Genomic DNA, 1,467 nt, shown 5'->3' with positions numbered 1-1,467 from the left:
CAAGGGGGAGGGTAAAAAAGAGGTGCCTACTCGCCCGGATGCTTCGCCGGCTCGGAATGCGTTTTGCGCACCCGGCGCACGCCCCACCACACAAGCAGGATGGCGACCGGCACGGAGGCCGCGGTGACGACTTCGGGCGCGAAAGCGTGACCGAAGATCGAGGCGCCCTTGGCGACATAGCCGATGAGGCCGACGACATAATAGGACACGGCCGCCACCGACAGGCCTTCCACGGTCTGCTGCAGGCGCAGTTGCAGCCGGGCGCGATTGTTCATCGAGGCGAGCAGGTCACGGTTCTGCTTCTCGACATCGACATCGACCCAGGTGCGCAGCAGCGTGGTGGTGCGGGTAAGTTTTCGCGACAGGTTTGCCTGGCGCTCCTCGACCGAGCGGCAGGTGCGCATGGCCGGCGCCATGCGGCGCTGCAGGAAACCAGCCCAGGTGTCATAGCCTTGCACCGGCTCCTCTTCCAGCGCCCCTAGCCGTTCGGTGACGATGCCGTCATAGGCGCGGCTGGCGCCGAAACGATAGAGGCTCGACGCGGCGTCGGCCTCCAGTTCGGCGGCGAGCTCGGTGAGATCGGCGAGCAGCGTCTGGCTGTCGCGGGTCTCGACCGCCTTCATCTCCAACGTGGTCTGGGCCAGGCGGTCCTCGATGCGACGAGCGCGGCCGGACAGCGTCAACGCCATCGGCAGGCCAAGCATGGCGAGCGTCCGGTAGGTCTCGATGTCGATCAGCCGCTGCGACAAGGCGCCGGTGCTGGCCGGCGTCAGGCCGCGGTCGAGCACCAGCATGCGCGTCAGGCCGTCGCCGTCCTGGCGGAAGTCGGTGACGATGGCGGCGGCGCCCCGCTCGACCAGCGAATAGCACAGGCTGGTCGGGTCGAAGCCGGCGATCAGCTTTTCGCTCGCCTGCGTCCATTTGCGGATTTCAAGGCGGATGCCGGAAATCACGGTGCCTGGGGGCGAGAAGCCGTTGCCGAAGGGTGAATCCTCCTGCCCCCGGCCATTCTCGGCCAGCGGCCCTTCCCAGAGATAGGTCGAGAATTCGGTATGCCGCTCCCAGCGCAGCGTGCCCTTGCCCCACTTCATGGCATGATGGCGCGCATTGCGCTCGGGCGCGGCGATGCCCAGCCGCCGCGATAGTTCCGAGAGCACGGCATGGTCGACCGCGGCGCCGCCTTCGGTCATGAAGGAAAGCTGGATCAGCACGCGCGGTTTTTCGATCAGCGGGTGCGGACGGGCATGGACCTCGCCCAGCGCGCCAGGTCGCCCCTCATGCGCCGGGAAGCCCATCACGCTGCCTTGCGCGCGCGGCTGGAATTCAAGCTTGGACGTCTCGTCCGACACGGCTGGTCCCCCTAGTTTCGACCCATCGTGCTATCCGGTCGTCTTGCGGCAATAGGCGGGACGCGTAAACAGCAAATATTGGCGTTCGGGGACGGTGACGCGCGGCAGGCGATGCGAC

General features: G+C 66.9%; 1 protein-coding gene. It reads right to left on the bottom strand.

The genetic code is table 11. From position 1 onward, the window contains the following. Positions 1-26: 26 nt before the first annotated feature. Entirely contained in the window at positions 27-1,349 is a 1,323-nt protein-coding gene (locus tag EOD07_RS34155; protein WP_041009994.1) for a DUF3422 family protein, read from the bottom strand. Positions 1,350-1,467 lie beyond the last annotated feature (118 nt).

This window comes from Mesorhizobium sp. M2C.T.Ca.TU.002.02.1.1, from assembly GCF_003997225.1.
Note: the sequence above shows the minus strand (reverse complement) of the source record. Positions and strands in the feature narration are given on the sequence as shown.